The sequence below is a fragment of the Halobacterium sp. KA-4 genome, assembly GCF_021028995.1.
Classification (GTDB): Archaea; Halobacteriota; Halobacteria; order Halobacteriales; family Halobacteriaceae; genus Halobacterium.
This window is the reverse complement of sequence record NZ_JAJJZG010000007.1, coordinates 136,540-149,808: the sequence shown is the minus strand read 5'-3', so window position 1 is coordinate 149,808 and position 13,269 is coordinate 136,540. Positions and strand designations below refer to the sequence as shown.

The 13,269-nt window shown below is 69.1% G+C and carries 15 protein-coding genes; 6 read left to right on the top strand and 9 right to left on the bottom strand.

What is annotated here, in order from left to right; translation table 11 throughout:
* On the bottom strand, positions 1–1,602 hold a 1,602-nt coding region (locus LPA44_RS09460), incomplete at its 3' end, for an ATP-binding protein (protein ID WP_230889339.1).
* Positions 1,603–1,695: 93 nt separating this feature from the next.
* On the opposite strand from LPA44_RS09460, the gene LPA44_RS09455 reads away from it, so the two are divergent.
* Positions 1,696–2,037 carry a DUF7113 family protein gene (locus tag LPA44_RS09455; RefSeq protein ID WP_230889338.1) on the top strand — a complete coding sequence of 114 codons (342 nt, stop codon included), beginning with the start codon at positions 1,696–1,698 and terminating at the stop codon, positions 2,035–2,037.
* Here the strand turns inward: LPA44_RS09455 and LPA44_RS09450 are convergent.
* Genes LPA44_RS09450 through LPA44_RS09440 form a run of 3 tightly spaced genes read right to left on the bottom strand, consistent with a single transcriptional unit; the run spans position 2,034 to position 5,706 of the window.
* Positions 2,034–3,641 carry a hypothetical protein gene (locus LPA44_RS09450; RefSeq protein ID WP_230889337.1) on the bottom strand — a complete coding sequence of 536 codons (1,608 nt, stop codon included), beginning with the start codon at positions 3,639–3,641 and terminating at the stop codon, positions 2,034–2,036. The two genes, LPA44_RS09455 and LPA44_RS09450, sit on opposite strands and share 4 nt — an antisense overlap.
* A 1-nt stretch (position 3,642) precedes the next feature.
* Positions 3,643–4,401 (bottom strand): ABC transporter ATP-binding protein, encoded by a 759-nt coding sequence (locus LPA44_RS09445; protein ID WP_230889336.1) that lies wholly within the window; start codon positions 4,399–4,401, stop codon positions 3,643–3,645.
* 60 nt (positions 4,402–4,461) lie between these two features.
* Positions 4,462–5,706, bottom strand: coding sequence for a DNA double-strand break repair nuclease NurA (locus LPA44_RS09440; protein ID WP_230889335.1), 1,245 nt, complete (start codon positions 5,704–5,706; stop codon positions 4,462–4,464).
* Between the two features lie 160 nt (positions 5,707–5,866).
* Here LPA44_RS09440 and LPA44_RS09435 point away from each other — a divergent pair, with 160 nt between their 5' ends.
* Both LPA44_RS09435 and gpmI read left to right on the top strand, forming a co-directional pair.
* Positions 5,867–6,130 carry a hypothetical protein gene (locus LPA44_RS09435; RefSeq protein ID WP_230889334.1) on the top strand — a complete coding sequence of 88 codons (264 nt, stop codon included), beginning with the start codon at positions 5,867–5,869 and terminating at the stop codon, positions 6,128–6,130.
* A gap of 52 nt (positions 6,131–6,182) precedes the next feature.
* The gene (gpmI, locus tag LPA44_RS09430; protein ID WP_230889333.1) at positions 6,183–7,712 is read left to right on the top strand and encodes a 2,3-bisphosphoglycerate-independent phosphoglycerate mutase; all 1,530 of its coding nucleotides are present in this window, start codon (positions 6,183–6,185) and stop codon (positions 7,710–7,712) included.
* A 6-nt stretch (positions 7,713–7,718) separates the two neighbouring features.
* Here gpmI and LPA44_RS09425 read toward each other — a convergent pair whose 3' ends face one another.
* The 4 genes from LPA44_RS09425 to LPA44_RS09410 are packed head-to-tail and all read right to left on the bottom strand — an operon-like array spanning position 7,719 to position 10,985.
* Positions 7,719–7,880: a hypothetical protein gene (locus LPA44_RS09425; protein WP_230889332.1), complete on the bottom strand. Its 162-nt coding sequence runs from the start codon at positions 7,878–7,880 to the stop codon at positions 7,719–7,721.
* Between the two features lie 37 nt (positions 7,881–7,917).
* On the bottom strand, positions 7,918–9,435 hold the full coding sequence (locus LPA44_RS09420; protein WP_230889331.1) for an amidohydrolase: 1,518 nt from the start codon (positions 9,433–9,435) through the stop codon (positions 7,918–7,920).
* Between the two features lie 57 nt (positions 9,436–9,492).
* Complete coding sequence (locus LPA44_RS09415) at positions 9,493–10,647, bottom strand: thiamine ABC transporter substrate-binding protein (protein ID WP_230889330.1); 1,155 nt, start codon at positions 10,645–10,647, stop codon at positions 9,493–9,495.
* Positions 10,644–10,985, bottom strand: coding sequence for a thiamine-binding protein (locus LPA44_RS09410; protein ID WP_230889329.1), 342 nt, complete (start codon positions 10,983–10,985; stop codon positions 10,644–10,646). Before LPA44_RS09410 ends, LPA44_RS09415 begins: the two co-directional genes overlap by 4 nt.
* Before the next feature lie 109 nt (positions 10,986–11,094).
* On the opposite strand from LPA44_RS09410, the gene hmgA reads away from it, so the two are divergent.
* The 3 genes from hmgA (at position 11,095) to LPA44_RS18080 (ending at position 12,895) form a co-directional block, all read left to right on the top strand.
* Complete coding sequence (hmgA, locus tag LPA44_RS09405) at positions 11,095–12,306, top strand: hydroxymethylglutaryl-CoA reductase (NADPH) (protein ID WP_230889328.1); 1,212 nt, start codon at positions 11,095–11,097, stop codon at positions 12,304–12,306.
* A gap of 46 nt (positions 12,307–12,352) precedes the next feature.
* On the top strand, positions 12,353–12,697 hold the full coding sequence (locus LPA44_RS09400; protein ID WP_230889327.1) for a hypothetical protein: 345 nt from the start codon (positions 12,353–12,355) through the stop codon (positions 12,695–12,697).
* A 63-nt stretch (positions 12,698–12,760) separates the two neighbouring features.
* Positions 12,761–12,895: a hypothetical protein gene (locus LPA44_RS18080; protein ID WP_269069896.1), complete on the top strand. Its 135-nt coding sequence runs from the start codon at positions 12,761–12,763 to the stop codon at positions 12,893–12,895.
* On the opposite strand, the gene LPA44_RS09395 is transcribed toward LPA44_RS18080, so the two are convergent.
* On the bottom strand, positions 12,892–13,233 hold the full coding sequence (locus tag LPA44_RS09395; protein ID WP_230889326.1) for a hypothetical protein: 342 nt from the start codon (positions 13,231–13,233) through the stop codon (positions 12,892–12,894). The two genes, LPA44_RS18080 and LPA44_RS09395, sit on opposite strands and share 4 nt — an antisense overlap.
* Positions 13,234–13,269: the final 36 nt, after the last annotated feature.

The window sequence follows — 13,269 nt, the reverse complement described above, 5'->3', positions numbered from 1 at the left end:
CACTTGCTTGAACACGGGGTCCGCGATGTCCTGGGGGTCCTGCGTGATGAGGAACAGCCCGAGGCGCTCCTTGCGGCCCTGTTTGGCTGCTTCCGTGAATTTCCCGACAACCTTGTTCGCCTGCACGCTGTCGGCGTCCGCGAGGAAGTTGTGGGCTTCGTCCATCCCGACCACGAGCGGCGTCTCCTTGATGGTCTCGTAGCGCGGGTCGTTCGAGAGTTTCTGGTCGACGAGTAGGCTCGACACCGCCAGCACCACCGTCTCGGCGGCCCGCGAGTTGCTGATGTGGTAGGTCGGGACCACCGATAGCCGGCCCGGACGGACGAACTGCCGGTCCTCCACGAGTTCGGTAATCGGGCGCGCGTCCTGGTCGAACAGCCCCGACGGCATCCCGTGGACGCGTCGCAAGACGGCCTCATAGGTCGCTTCGTGGACGCGCCCGGACTCGTCGAGTTCCTCCTTGAGTGCGGGGTCGTCGAGGAATGAACAGAACTCTTCGTACGTGCCGCCCTGCCCATACTGCCCGAAGAACCGGTCGAGCAGCAAGTGGAGTGCGCCGTACTGGTTGTCGTTGAGGCCGCTGGACGCGACCAGCCACGGGTTCGAGCGCACCATCGAGAACGGAATCGTGAATTCGACGCGTTCGGCGTCGTGGTGATCGGCGGCGTACGACGCCGACCCAACCTTCGGCACGAACGCGACCGTGTCGTCGTGGCCGCCGTGCGCGAGTCCCTGCGTCTCCCAGCGACGCTCGTCGCTAGCGTCGGCTTCGGGGTTGTCGTCGTGCATCTGCGCGTACTCGTCCTGCGGGTCAAACTGGACGACCGCCATCCGGCGCTCCGCGCCGCCCGTGTCCACGGGGTAGCGGCGGTCCTCGTGGAGGTACTGCCGGAGCACGTTCTTCGCGGAGTGGGTCTTCCCGGACCCCGTCCCACCCGCAACCAGCGTGTGCCGGAAGACGAGCGGGTCGCCAGCCTCGTAGTCGTCTTTCACGCGGTAGTCGATGGTCGGTGGCTCTGCCGCGGTCCGCACCTTCTCGCCGCCGACCGAGAGGTGGCCGAGGAAGACACCCTCCTCGGGAATCTTCAGTCCGGTCTTGATTTCGGTGGCGTCGTCGGCCGCTCGCACGACCGTCTCCGGCTTGGGCACGCGGTCGGCCATCCGGCGCTTGAGGTCGTCCCCGTCCCGGTAGAGGACGGCCACTGGCTTCAACTCCGCGAGGAATTTGTAGTCCTGCTCGTCGACGCTCTCCGAGCGCATCGCGCGCCGGGCGTGAATCTCGGTGGCATCGTCGCTCTGGAACGCCTGCACGTACTCCAGGCCGGTAATCTTGCAGAACAGTTTCTCGCCGCCGGGGTACGGCGCGACGAGGTACGAGCCGAGCCGGACCGACGACCGGTTGCTCGCGGTGACGTACGCCTTCAGCGCGGTCTCCTGGCCGTCTTCGTGGATGCGCAGGCCTTCCGAGACGGCGAGCGCGCCGAGCCCGTCGTCGCTGCCAGTGTCGTCGAGGTCCGGGCGCTCGAAGTCGTCGGCGTCGCTCTCGGCGGCGTCCGCGTCGTCGCCGCGGTCGTGGTCCGCGAAGTCCCCGAGGTCGCTCATGCTCTCGGAGTGGCGGGCCGCGCACTAACCCCTTTCCCTCCCTCCGTGCCCGGTGTCCGCGTGCTTATGCCCGTCGCGTTCGTACGGTCGTGCATGTTGCTGGTGCGCGGTTCGGCGGCCGGGACGACGTTGACGGGGACGCTGTACGAGCGCGGCGAGGAAGCGCCGTCGTTCAAGGGCGCGCCCGACGAGGCAGCGCCGTACGTCTGGGTCTGCGACGAGTTCTACGCGGTAGAGAGCGGTGGGAGCACCCAAGAGGTCGGTGGGAAGGACGTCAACGTCGCCTTCGAGTCGCCGATGCCGCGCGGGTTCGACACGCGCGAGCAGGCCCTGGACGCGGCCCGCGAGCACGTCCGCACGCAGTTCGCGCGCATCGGCGTCGATCCCGCGGACGTCGACATCGAGGTCGAGCCCGAGCACGAAGCCGAACTCTAGGCGGTGTAGTCGTCGAACGCGCGCACCGCAATTCGGACGGAGACAGTCGCGGGGATTCCTGCGAGGAGCACGCCGACAGCGAGCGCGCCGACGTGGGCGGCGGCGTCAGCGATACCGAGGAGATTTGCGAGCGCGCCGGCAGCCGCAGGGACCTGTACGGCGGTGGCGATGCCGGCAGTGAGCAGGAACGCGAGCGTGTAGACGCCGAACGCCCACATCGAGGGGACGACGACCTCGCGGCTGCGGCTGATACTGGTGGCGTGGTACTTCGGGTAGGTCGTGCCCACGCCAGCCGCGAGTGCCGCGGCGAGCACCGGCAGGACCGCGGCCGCGACGACCGTGCACGCCAGCGCGATTGGCGGGAGCGGGCTGAGGACGGCGAGCCCGCCAGCGACGGCGACCGTCAGTGGGACGCCGAAGACGGCGCTCGCGACGACGAGCCCGCCGACGAAGTCGCGGCCCGAAATGCCTGAAATCGCAGTGACAGGGAGCACTGCGCCCTCGTCGCCGAGCGGATTGAGGGTGAACGCGGCGCCGGTCATCCACGCGCCGTACAGTGCGATAGAGGGCGGAAGTGAAGAAGTGACGTGGCCGGCTTCGACGCTCGCCTGCACGGGCGTCACGAGCAGGAACGCGGGGTACGCGACGAAGACGAGTTTGATGGGGGCGCGACGGGCGCGTAGCCAGCTCTTCCGCGCGACCCACGCGGGCCGCCGCCCGACGAGGCGGTCGAGGCGGCCGCCGGAGACGGAGTCGGTCTCGTGCTCGCCGGCCTCGACACTCTCGGTGTACCAGCGGCGCTCGGAGAGCCGGACGCTAGCGAGCACGCCACCCGCACCGAGGACGACGGAGCCAGCGAGAACGACGCCGGCTTTCGCGGCGCTTGCGGAGGGGACGACCGCGAGCACGGCGAGGTCGGCGTACCACGAGACGGGCGAGGCCTGCGCGACGCCGAGAATCGGGTCGATGGCCTCGTCGAACGTGCCGGAGACGATGAGTCCGAAGTACGCGAGGAACGCGGCGGCGCCGATGAGCGTCTTGAACCGCACGACGATTGCGGACCGGCTGGCGAGGTAGGCGATGCCGACGCCGATTGGGAAGCCGACGAGGAACGCGGTCGCAGTGAGCGCGAGCACGGCGAGCGCCGCGAGCGGGAACGTCAGCGGGGAGCGCGCGCCGACCGCGAACGCAGCCGACGCGACCAACAGTGGCGCGGTGAACAGGCCGGCAGCGCGCACGTAGCCCGAGAGCAGCAGGCCACCCACCACATCGCGGGCGGGGACCGTGGTGAGGTAGCCGTCGCGGACGTCGATGTCGCCGAGCTGGACGACAGTCAGGTACGCCGCCATGAACAGCGTGATGGTGGCGAGGCCGGCGGGTACGAGGCTGACGAGCTGGCTCAGTTCGCCAGGGTTCTCTGCCAGGCCGCGGCCACCCAGGTACGCGCCGTAGGCGGCCGCCGCGGTGAACGCGACGCCGAAGACGGCGACGATACCGACGGACGCGAGTTGGGCGGTGCTCTTCCCGCGGAGTTTCCGCCACGCGATGCGGAGCTCGTTGGCAGCGATGCGGACGGCGTGGTTCGGGTCCGGGAACGCGGGCATCTCAGGCCTCCTCGGCAGCGTCGCCGATGCCGCCGGTGACTTCGAGGAAGACGTCTTCGAGCGTGCGCTCGTCGCCGGCTTCCGCGCGAGTCTTGAGGTGTTCCGGCGAGCCCTCGGTGACGAGGCGGCCGTCGTAGAGCACGCCGACGGTGTCCGCGAGTTCGTCGACGACCGGGAGGATGTGCGTCGAGAGGAAGACGGTAGCGTCGCCCTCGGTGAGGTCAGCGATGGTGTCCCGGACGGTGCGGGCGGCCCGCGGGTCCAGCCCCGACGTCGGTTCGTCGAGGAAGAGCACGTCCGGGTCGTGGAGCATCGCCTGGATGATGCCGACCTTCTGTTTCATCCCCTTCGAGTACGCGCTGATGCGCTTGTCGGCGTCGCCGGCCAGTGAGAAGCGGTCGAGCAGGTCGTCGATTCTGGCTTCTGCTTCCGCTTCGGGGAGGTCGCGGAGGCCGGCGATGTAGCGGAGTTGCTCGCGGCCCGTGAGTTCGGCGTGTAGCGGCGGCTCCTCGGGGAGGTAGCCGACGTTCGAGACGACGGCGTCCCGGTCCGCGACGCCCGCGCCCGCGACTGTCGCGGTGCCGTCGCTGGGTTTCGTGAGCGTCGTGAGCATCCGCATGGTGGTGGTCTTCCCGGCGCCGTTCGGGCCGAGGAAGCCGTAGACGCTGCCGGCGGGGATGGCGAGTTCCAGTCCCTCGACGGCGGTCTCGTCGCCGTACCGCTTCGTGAGGTTGCGCGTCTCGATGGCGCGGTCGGTCATTCACTCGGAGCTCTCCGCTCCCCGGGCTTAAAGGTGGACGCGGGTTCGTGGGCCGCGCAATCAGGTGTCCCAGCGCTGGTCGTCGTAGTTCTCGTCGCGGCGGCTGTCGAAGGAGCGTTCGAGTTTGCGGACGAGTTCTTCCTTCTCGGTCGCGCCGATGCGCGCGAGTTCATCGGCCTTCCCGACGGGCTTGGGCGGCCCGGCTTCCGTGGCGACCTGACTGGTGACGTAGCGCTCGACGGCGTCCCGGCAGTCCTCGCCGTCGGCGAACGCGCGCGGCAGTTCGACCTTGTGGACGAGGTCGGTGCGCGGATCGTAGACGACGAAGAACGCGACTTCGTAGCACTCCGCGGGGAGTTCGCGTTCGACGCCGAGTTCGCTCGCGTCGGCGAACACGCCGTCCGCGCCGAGCGTGGACGTGAACCAGCCCGTCCACGCCAATTCGTCCGTGATGCGGTGGTAGTCCTGCCCGTCGAAGTTGCGGCGTTCGAGCACCTGCCCGAAGAACGCGGCGTCGCTGGCCCACGGCGTCGGCCGGCCGCGGTCGCGGAGCGCGCGTACGAGCGCCTGGCTCGCCGGGCTCTTCACGAACCCCGCCAGCGGCACGTCTTTCTCGGCGAAGCGCTCGACGAGGCGCACGTAATTCTCCAGGACTTCGCCGACGAGTTCGTTCTCGGTGACGAGGTCCGCGAGGCTCGCGTGGCGGTCCGCCCAATTCACCAACTGCTTCGGGTAGACCGGGCCATCGAGCAGCAGGAGGTCGCCCACGTCGTCGGCGTGTTCGAGGGCGTGGTGGCTCTCCGCGAGGTAGAGCGCGAGGCCGTGGACGACGCGCTCTTGATCGCGGGCGAGCGGCGTGGTATGGACGATACGGCCGCGGCTGTACCCCTCGTCCCACTTGCTCCAGTCCGTGTCGGTGCGGACGGTGGCGTCGTTGGAGTGGACGCTCGTGATGACGGTGCGCGAGCGATGGAGGTCGAGGTCGCTGGGCGTCGCGCTCATCGCGGCCTGCGCGAGGTCGAGCACGAGCCCGTTCTTGAACGTCTTCGGGTTGATAGTGCCCGAGTCGAGGCCGTGGGCGGTGTCGAACGGCGACGGCTGGAGCGCCAACTCCTCGAGGTCTGCGGCCGAGCGGCGCTGTTCTGCGAGCGGTTCCAGGACGGGACCGTCGTCGCCGTAGAGCGGGTCGAGGTAGTTCGCCCACGTCTCCTCGGCGACGTCGCGGTGCTCCTCGGCGTCCACCTCGTGGCGAATCTGACTCGCGAGTTCCGCGATGCCGTCGAAGTGGACGGGGTCGAGGGTCATGGCCTCCCCTCGGGCGCGGAGGGCCAAATAGTCCGTCGTTCGCGCGGCCACGAGTGCCGACTTCTTTACTCGCGCTAATCGCCAGGTGGCGGCGTTTACTCGCGTACGAGGTAAGTTTTGTCAGAATAGTTAAATGGCCGGGGGAGAGAGGGTGGAGTAGATGTCGCAGGGCGACTCCACGGTCAACTGGCGACGTACCGACGACGGCGTGGAACTCTACGACGAAGCCGACTCCGACGCCTGGATTCGGATGGCCGTAGAGCCCGGCGCACCCGCCGAGGAGCGACCGTATAGCGTCTGCCCCGAGTGCGGGCTCGTCGCGGCCCAACGAACTGTTCCCGGTCGCCACATGGTGTGTGCGGACTGCGGCGCCGAGTTCGACGTCGACGCGACGGCGGACGCCCGCGCGCCCGACGGCGACTGACGCACCGGCCGGAGACGACACGTAAATACGGGCGGCCTGCGGACCCCCGAACATGCAGGCCGCGCTGGTGATTCTCGACGGCTGGGGGCTCGCCGACCACGACAGACTGAACGCTGTGCTCGCGGCGGACACGCCGAATTTCGACGAGTACTCGCGCCGCGGCGGCTCCGGCACGCTCACCACCCACGGCCGCGAGGTCGGTCTCCCGCGCGGCCAGATGGGCAACAGCGAAGTCGGCCACCTCACCATCGGTTCGGGCCGAGTCGTCCTCCAGGAGTACACCCGCATCAACGACGCCATTGCGGACGGGGAACTCTGCCAGAACGACGCCATCGGCGGCGCGCTCGACCACGTCGAACGCACCGGCGGCCGCGTCCACTTCATGGGCCTCGTCAGCGACGGCGGCGTCCACTCCGACCACGAACACCTCCACGCACTCCTTGAGTGCGCGGCGAGCCGCGACCTTCCCGCGACCACGCACGCGTTCACGGACGGCCGCGACACCGCGCCCCACGGCGGCGAGAACTACCTCCAGACCCTCCGGGAGGTCACCGACGAGTACGACACCGGCGACGTCGCCACCGTAATCGGCCGGTACTACGCGATGGACCGCGACCAGAACTGGGAGCGCACGAAGCGCGCGTACGACGCCATCGTTGACCGGAACGGCGACCACCGCGCCGAGTCCGCGGTCGAAGCAGTCCAGGAGAGCTACGACCGCGGCGACACCGACGAGTTCGTCGAACCCACCATCGTTCGGGGCGGAGACGCGCTCAGCGAGGGCGACGCGGTCGTCTTCTGCAACTTCCGCGCGGACCGCGCGCGCCAACTCGTCCGCATGCTCGCGGACATCCGCCCCGAGGACTGGGAGGAAGAAGGCGTCTCGACGGACCCACCGGAGGTGCCGGTGGCGACGATGACCGAGTACGACGAGACGTTCGACCTCCCGGTCGCGTTCGAGTCCGAGCGCCCCGCGGACACGCTCGGCGAGGTGCTCGCAGAGCGTTCCCTCACCCAACTGCGGGTCGCCGAGTCCGAGAAGTACCCTCACGTGACGTACTTCCTGAACGGCGGCCGCGAGGTCGAATTCGCGGGCGAACGCCGCGAAATCGTCGAGAGCCCGGACGTCCCCACGTACGACCTCGCGCCCGAGATGAGCGCCGAGGGCGTCACCGACGTCGCGCTCGACGTCCTCGACGCCGACGACCCGGACGTGCTCGTGTTGAACTACGCGAACCCCGACATGGTCGGACACACCGGCGACTACGAGGCCGCCATCGAGGCCGTCGAAACCGTCGACAGCCAACTCGCACGGCTCGTCCCCGCACTCCGCGACGCCGGCGCCGACGTCTGCGTTACCGCCGACCACGGCAACGCCGACGACATGGGCACCTACGAGGACCCCCACACCGCGCACACGTTCAACCCCGTCCCGTTCGTCCACCTCCCCGCCGAGGAGAGCGAAGAGAGGGCCAGCGACGTCCGCGAGGACGGTGCGCTCCGGGACGTCGCGCCGACGCTACTGGACCTGCTCGGCATCGAGAAACCGACCGCGATGACCGGCGAGACGCTGCTGGAGTAGCGGGCGCTACCGGCGGTCGTCGTCCTGTTCGCGGGATACGCGCTCGCGGGCTTCCTCGCGGCTCATGCGCTCGGTGTTCTCGGCTTCGGACCGGACGAACACGTAGAGCGCCAGCGGCGCGACGACAGCGAACACGCCGACGAACAGCAGCAGGGCGGCTGCGGACATGGGCGGCCGTAGCCCGCGCAGCCACGTATTCGTTGCGTCAGTCCGCGCGGTAGACGACCTCGCCGTCCACGACGGTCGCCTGCACGTCGATGTCCCGAATTGCCTCGGGCTGCTCCCACGGCGACTCGTCGAGCACCACGAGGTCTGCGAACGCGCCCGCCTCGATTGTCCCCATCTCGTCCTCGTGGAAGCCGGCGTACGCGCCGCCCGCGGTGTACGCACGGAGTGCCTCCGTGACCGAGAGTGCTTGCGACTCTGCGGGCGGATTGACGGCGTAGTGAACGCCCAAGAGAGGGTCGAGGGGCATGCAGTCGCTGCCGAACGCGAGCGGGACGCCCGCGTCGCGGTAGGCCAGGAAGCGGTTGCTCGCCTCGCGGCGTTCCGTGCCGAGGCGGTCCTCGTAGAGCCCCTCGCTGCCGGCCCACTTGAGGAAGTTCGGCTGCATCGACGCCACCACGCCCAACTCGTTCATGCGCTCGATGGCGTCGCCGCTGGCGAGTTCGGCGTGCTCGATTCGGTGACGGCTCGCTTCGGCGTCTGTGCACTCCTCGTAGGCGTCGAGCACGGCGTCGATTGCCTCGTCGCCGATGGCGTGCGCGGTCACCTGGAGCCCGGCATCGTCCGCACGTGTTACGAAGTCTCGGAGTTTGTCGGGGTCGACGACCCACTGCCCGGTTTCCTCGGGGGCGTCCGCGTACGGCTCGGAGAGTTTCGCAGTGTGGCCGCCGAGACTGCCGTCAGTGTACGTCTTCACGCCGCCGACTTCGACCATCTCAGAGCCGTGGTTCGTCCACAAGCCGGTTTCAAGGAGGGCGTCGAGGTGGTCGCTCCAGTAGTTCAGGCGCACCCGGACGGTCAGTTCGTCGGCGAGGTCCAATTCGCGGAACGCCCGCGGCGAGTGGGACTGCCGCACCATGTCGTGGACGCACGTCACGCCCTGCTCGTTGGCCTCCCGCTGGGCCGCGCGCAGCAGCGACTCGGTCTCCTCGGGGCCGGGTTCGGTCGCCTCGTAGACGACTTCGACGGCATCCTCGACGATGCGCCCGTCGCCGAGCACGTCCCCGTCGGGCAACTCCTCGCCGTACGCGTCGAGCACGACGGCGTTCACGGTCGCGGTGTGCATGTCCTCGCGGATGGCTGCCACCGGCCGCTCCTCGCTGACGGCGTCGAGGTCGGACTGCTGGAGGTCGTCGGCGTCCCACGTCGACTCGTCGTAGCCGTAGCCCAGAATCCACTCGTCGTCCGTCTCCGCTGCTCGCTCCTGCAGGCGCTCGGTGACTTCTTCGGGGCCGCTCGCGCCGCGGAGGTCCGCGTGCACACCGTACTGGCCGACGGTCTCCATGTGCGTGTGCGCGTCCACGAACCCGGGGAGGACGACGCCGCCGTCGAGGTCGATTACCTCGGTGCCGGTCCCGACGAGGAATCCGACGTCGTAGTCGTTGGCGAGCTGGACGACGCGCCCGTCCCGAATCGCCAGCGCGTCGTAGGTCTCCTCGCTGTCGCCGAGCGTGTGGACCTCGCCGTTGCGCAACACGAGGTCGGCTGCCGCAGTCATGTCTCGAAGGCGGAGGGCCGGCCGCATAGATATTAGGGAAGCGGTCGCCGCGACTGGCTACTGCGTGGCGATGCGACGCGACACGTCCTCGCGCCACTCGTCGGCGTTGTCCCGCAGCGTCTCGTAGCCGTACTGGAGTTTGTTCTCGGGAACGTGGGCGTACTGCTGCATCTCCTGGGGGAGGCTGGCATCCGACACCGTCGGGATGCCGACGTTCTTCACCGCGACCTCGCGCTGGGTCTCGGCCTCCAGCATGAAGTCCGCGAACGTGTGCAGGAGGTCGCCGTTGTCGCTGTCCGCGAACTGCGCGACGCCGGAGACGTACGCGTACCCCTGGTCGTTCGGGAACGCAATCTGGTGGCGCGCCATGTCGGTGTCCTCGCTCTGGGAGGCGTACACCTGGTCGGTGCTGTAGGAGACGACCATCGACGCCTCCTGGTTCGAGTACGCGGTGTAGGCGGCGTTCCACGACCCCGAGGTCCGGAGGCCGTTGTCCACGAGGCGGTCCCAGTAGTCGAGGTAGCCGTCCGGTCCGTACTCCTGGACCGTCCACAGCAGGAAACTCAGGCCCGTTACCGTGTTCTGCGGGTTCGCGAGAATGAGACTGTCCGCCCACGCGTCCTTCGTGAGGTCCTCGAGGGTCTCGGGGGCGTCCACCTCGTTCTCGTCGTAGACGATGCAGACGTACGACGACCCCGTCGAGAGCACGCGCTGCTGGGGGTCGAAGCGGTAGGCGTCCACGACGTCGTCGCTGTTCGAGATGCGCGAGGTGTCGAACGCCGCGAACAGCGACTCGTCGAGGTTGCGGTCCGCGCGCACCAGTCCGGTCGGCGTGACGCCGACGTAGCCGTCCGCGCCGAGGTCGACGCCCTGCTGTTTGCGCTGGACGAAGTCGTTGAGTTCGTTCTCGCGGACGACCCACTCGAAGTCGACGTCGTACTCCGACTCGAACGTCGACTTCACCCAGTCGCCTGCGCTCGTCGACACCGCGTCGACGTACGCCTGCGTCGTCCCAATCTTCAACGACTGCGGCTCGCCCGACGTGGTCGCCGTCGTCCCGCCAGTCGTCGTAGTCGTCCCCTCGGTGGTCGTGGACGGCTCGCTCGCGTCCGTGGATTCGATGCAGCCCGCGAGCCCGAGTGCGGTCGCGCTCCCGACGGCCGCCACGAAGTCGCGGCGCGACGACGAACGCTCGCCGCTCTCCCGGCTCACTGCTCGGCCCCTCCGTTGCGCGCGTCGGCACTGGCAGCGGCGCGCCCGAGGTGTGCCTCCACGCGGTCGACTTTCTCCTCGACGGCGAGGTCCTCCTCGCGGAAGTGGTCGATTTTGAGGTTCGTGCTGACGCGGCTCGCGGCCACGGCCTCGGTCGCACCCTGCGCCGCAGCGAACACCTCGTCGAGGCTCTCCCCCTCGATTGTCGTCTCCATCGGGTGCGTCTCGTAGCGCACGTCGTAGTCGTCGAGCGCGTCGATGGCCTTCGCTATCTGAGCGTCGAAGTCGACGTCCGGGCTGTCCAGCGGTGCGACCGACAGCATCGCGGTGACTGTCATACCCGCGACTCTCGATTACTGAGTGATATAACCCACTATTTACCTCGGGGAGTCGGCCGTCGCACGTGAAAGGGCAACCTTCAGGGCCTCGCGCCGACGACGCCCCGGTATGACCGACGCCAGCGACCTCGCCGACCGCGTGCAGGACGGCGACCTCCGGCTCTACGAATTGGAAGGCCACGCCGACGCCGACACCGCAGCGGCCGCGCGCCGCGAAGTTCTCGAACGCGAGACCGACGCCAACCTCGACGCCACGGGCGCGTTCGCGTTCGACGCCGACGAGGTCGACCCGAACATCGAGAACCTCGCGGGCGGCACCCAACTCCCGCTCGGCGTCGCCGGCCCTATCGCGGTCAACGGCGGCGCTGCCGACGACGAGTTCTACCTCCCGCTGGCGACGACGGAGGGCGCGCTGGTCGCTTCCGTCAACCGCGGCTGCTCGGCGATTACCGCGGCCGGCGGCGCGAACGCCCGCGTGACGAAAGTCGGGATGACGCGCGCACCCGTCTTCCGCGTCGAGGACATTACTGAGGGCGCGGAAGTCGCGGAGTGGGTGGAGGACAACGTCGACGCGCTCCGCGAGGCCGCCGAGAGCACCACGAGCCACGGCGAACTCACCGAAGTCACGCCGTACGTCGTCGGCGACAGCGTCTTCCTCCGGTTCGCCTACGACACGAAGGACGCGATGGGGATGAACATGGCCACCATCGCCACCGAGGCCGCCGCCGACGTCGTGGAGGCGGAGACGCCCGCCGAATTGGTCGCGCTCTCCGGGAACCTCTGCTCGGACAAGAAGCCCGCCGCCATCAACGCCGTCGAGGGCCGCGGCCGCACCGTCACCGCGGACGTCACCATCCCCCGGGACGTCGTCGAGGAGCGCTTCGACACCACGCCAGAAGCCATCGAGGAAGCGAACATGCGCAAGAACTTGATTGGCTCCGCGAAGGCCGGCAGCCTCGGGTTCAACGCGCACGCCGCGAACACCGTCGCCGCCGTCTTCCTCGCGACCGGGCAGGACGCCGCGCAGGTCGTCGAGGGCTCGAACGCCATCACGACCGTCGAAGACAGGGGCGACGAGCTGTACGCCTCCGTGAACCTCGCGAGCCTCGAAGTCGGGACCGTCGGCGGCGGCACCAAACTCCCGACGCAGCGCGAGGCGCTGGACGTGCTCGGCGTGCGAGGGGGCGGCGACCCGGCCGGGACGAACGCCGACGCGCTCGCAGAAATCATCGCCGCGGGCGCGCTCGCCGGTGAACTCAGCCTGCTCGCCGCGCTCGCGTCCCGCCACCTCTCCTCGGCGCACGCCGAGCTCGGCCGCTGAACTGTTCAAGAGAAGACATTTCCGGCGGCGTCGCGATTCGCCGCGCATGGCGAGCGACTCCCTCCGTACGGCGGCGCTTCGCTACGGCGTCGTCGCTGGCCCCGTCACCGTCGCCCTGCTAGCGGGCGTCGCCGTGCTCGTGGACTTCCCCCTGAAACTGCTCGGCGTGCTGACGCTCGGCGTCCCGCTACTGGTCGTCCCCGCCGTCGTCGGTGCCACGGACGCCGGCATCGAGACCGCGGCTGGAAGCGTCCTCGTCGGGGCCGAGGCCGGCGACCCGTCGGACCACCAGCCAGACCGCATCCTCCCCGTTCCGGACCCGCTCGACGTCGTATGCTGGCTGTCCGGCGTCGGCGTCGCCGGCGCGGTCCTGTTGGCCGCCACGTTCTGAGCACTTTCAGTTTCACCCCGCGGCAGACACGGAGTTATTTTACCGCACTCCCTGGACTGGAATATGAACGCACACTCGGGTGACGAGCCGGAGGGACGGTCGCGGGCGGTGCGCGTGCTCCGGGTGCTGAAGCTGCTGTTGACGGTACTCGTCCTCGTGCTGACGCTGCTGCGCGCGCTCCCCAGCGGCCCGCTCTAATCGAGGGCCAGCCAGACGAGGTACGAGCCCGCCGCGAGCACGACCGCGATACCGCCGACAGTCGCGGCCTCGCTCTCGAACAGTTCGCCGAACAGCAGGAGGAGCCAGCCGATAACTGCGAGGAGGTTCCCGACGCCGTAGTTGTGTTCGCCGGCGAGCACGCGCAGGATTGCGGCGAGCGTGAACCCGGCCACGAACACGCCAGCCAGCGCCGCCAGCGTCGACACGCCGGGCACCGGCCACGACGGGTCCGTGCTCGCCAGCACGACCACGACCGCTGCGCTCACGAGCGTCACACCGACGACAACCTGCCAGACTCGCGCCAGCCGTCCGTCCATCGTCGGAACCTCGCACAGCCACCGGCAAGAACGTGT

What these genes read in the sequence shown, in the direction of transcription:
- LPA44_RS09455 (WP_230889338.1), top strand. Translation starts at nt 1,696, where the DNA reads ATGTTGCTGGTGCGCGGTTCGGCGGCCGGGACGACGTTGACGGGGACG.
- LPA44_RS09450 (WP_230889337.1), bottom strand. Translation starts at nt 3,641, where the DNA reads ATGCCCGCGTTCCCGGACCCGAACCACGCCGTCCGCATCGCTGCCAAC.
- LPA44_RS09445 (WP_230889336.1), bottom strand. Translation starts at nt 4,401, where the DNA reads ATGACCGACCGCGCCATCGAGACGCGCAACCTCACGAAGCGGTACGGC.
- LPA44_RS09440 (WP_230889335.1), bottom strand. Translation starts at nt 5,706, where the DNA reads ATGACCCTCGACCCCGTCCACTTCGACGGCATCGCGGAACTCGCGAGT.
- LPA44_RS09435 (WP_230889334.1), top strand. Translation starts at nt 5,867, where the DNA reads ATGTCGCAGGGCGACTCCACGGTCAACTGGCGACGTACCGACGACGGC.
- gpmI (WP_230889333.1), top strand. Translation starts at nt 6,183, where the DNA reads ATGCAGGCCGCGCTGGTGATTCTCGACGGCTGGGGGCTCGCCGACCAC.
- LPA44_RS09425 (WP_230889332.1), bottom strand. Translation starts at nt 7,880, where the DNA reads ATGTCCGCAGCCGCCCTGCTGCTGTTCGTCGGCGTGTTCGCTGTCGTC.
- LPA44_RS09420 (WP_230889331.1), bottom strand. Translation starts at nt 9,435, where the DNA reads ATGACTGCGGCAGCCGACCTCGTGTTGCGCAACGGCGAGGTCCACACG.
- LPA44_RS09410 (WP_230889329.1), bottom strand. Translation starts at nt 10,985, where the DNA reads ATGACAGTCACCGCGATGCTGTCGGTCGCACCGCTGGACAGCCCGGAC.
- hmgA (WP_230889328.1), top strand. Translation starts at nt 11,095, where the DNA reads ATGACCGACGCCAGCGACCTCGCCGACCGCGTGCAGGACGGCGACCTC.
- LPA44_RS09400 (WP_230889327.1), top strand. Translation starts at nt 12,353, where the DNA reads ATGGCGAGCGACTCCCTCCGTACGGCGGCGCTTCGCTACGGCGTCGTC.
- LPA44_RS18080 (WP_269069896.1), top strand. Translation starts at nt 12,761, where the DNA reads ATGAACGCACACTCGGGTGACGAGCCGGAGGGACGGTCGCGGGCGGTG.
- LPA44_RS09395 (WP_230889326.1), bottom strand. Translation starts at nt 13,233, where the DNA reads ATGGACGGACGGCTGGCGCGAGTCTGGCAGGTTGTCGTCGGTGTGACG.